Annotated in this window: 2 protein-coding genes; both read left to right on the top strand. The window is 63.9% G+C overall.

Features of this window, described 5'->3' with window-relative positions; translation table 11 throughout:
• The first annotated feature begins 82 nt into the window (after nucleotides 1-82).
• Complete coding sequence (locus tag VB777_RS08255) at nucleotides 83-712, top strand: ISAs1 family transposase (protein WP_323248252.1); 630 nt, start codon at nucleotides 83-85, stop codon at nucleotides 710-712.
• Entirely contained in the window at nucleotides 709-1248 is a 540-nt protein-coding gene (locus VB777_RS08250; RefSeq protein ID WP_323248254.1) for an ISAs1 family transposase, read from the top strand. The genes VB777_RS08255 and VB777_RS08250 overlap by 4 nt, the downstream gene beginning before the upstream one ends.
• Nucleotides 1249-1264: the final 16 nt, after the last annotated feature.

The raw sequence follows: 1264 nt of genomic DNA, 5'->3' as shown, positions 1-1264 counted from the left end.
CAGGGCCGCCTGAAAGTCCGTCCAGCTTGCCCTTGGCGCCCCTGCCGCGGCCTGGTTTGCTCGCGGGACCAGCCCCTCAGCAATGCCCCAGACCGCTGCTCCCGCTGTTGATTTCAGCGCCGATGCCGACCTGATCAGCTTCCTCAAGGCCATCCCCGATGGCCGTTACCGCCGCGGGGTGCGCTACCCGCAGTGGTACCTGCTGCTGGTGGCGGTGCTTGGGATCCTCAGCGACTGCCGCAGCTCCCGCGATCTGGAGGCGTTCGCCAGGCGGCACCGGGAGGTGTTGAACCAGGCCCTGAGGCTGAATTTCAAGCGCTGGCCTTCGGACGCCACCTTCCTCTACCTGTTCAACAAGGCGCACCTGCAGCAGTTCGGCGAGGTGCTCCAGGCCTGGATGATCAGCCAGATCCCAGGGGGTACAACGGCTGTGGAGCAGTTGGTGTGCGATGGCAAGACCCTGAAGGGTTCAGCCATCGAAACCGATGACGGCAACCACCGCTTTGTCGCCCAGGTGACGGTCTACGCCCGAGCCCTCGGTGTCGCCTTGGCTCAGAAGGCCTACGACACCCATGAATCGAGCGAGCGAGCAGCGCTCAAAGAGCTGCTGAGCACGATGGATTTGGAGGGCAAGCTGATCCAGGCGGATGCCCTGCACACGACGCAGGCGTTTTTCGCTGGTGCCTCGAGCAGGGAGCCGACGTCGCCCTGACCGTCAAAACGAATCAGCCCAGGCTCCATCGGCAGATCAGCCGCCAGTTCGAGGGAAAGCGTCGGATCCCTTTCACTGCAACGGATCAGGAGAAACGCCATGGGCGTGACACGCGCTGGGAGCTCAGGGCCAAGGAAGCCCCCGATCACATCAAGGAAGCCTGGCCGGGCAGCGCCTGGATCGTGGAGCTGATCACCACGACCACCAAGCGCAACGGCAAGCACAGTGTCACAAGGCACTTGTTCATCACGACCGTTCGCACAGCTCCAGAAGGCCTGCTGCGCCTGATCCGGCAACGCTGGAGCATTGAAAACGAATGGCACTGGGCCCGCGACACCCAGCTCGGTGAGGACGCCCACCGCTACACCCATCGCATTGGTGCACCGGTGTTTGCGTTCCTGCGGACCGTGGTCATGAACCTGATGCGGCGCGGCGGCTACCGCTCGATCCGACGGGGGCTCCGGGAACTGGCTTACGACATCAGAGGGATGCTGACGTTGGGCGGGGTTCAGCTCGCGGGAGCGAGGTTGGAGTGACTTTCAGGCAACCCTG

This window comes from Synechococcus sp. CCY9202, from assembly GCF_034931685.1.
Taxonomy (GTDB): domain Bacteria; phylum Cyanobacteriota; class Cyanobacteriia; order PCC-6307; family Cyanobiaceae; genus CBW1002.
This window is presented reverse-complemented; position numbering and strand designations above follow the sequence as displayed.

What these genes read in the sequence shown, in the direction of transcription:
- VB777_RS08255 (WP_323248252.1), top strand. Translation starts at nt 83, where the DNA reads ATGCCCCAGACCGCTGCTCCCGCTGTTGATTTCAGCGCCGATGCCGAC.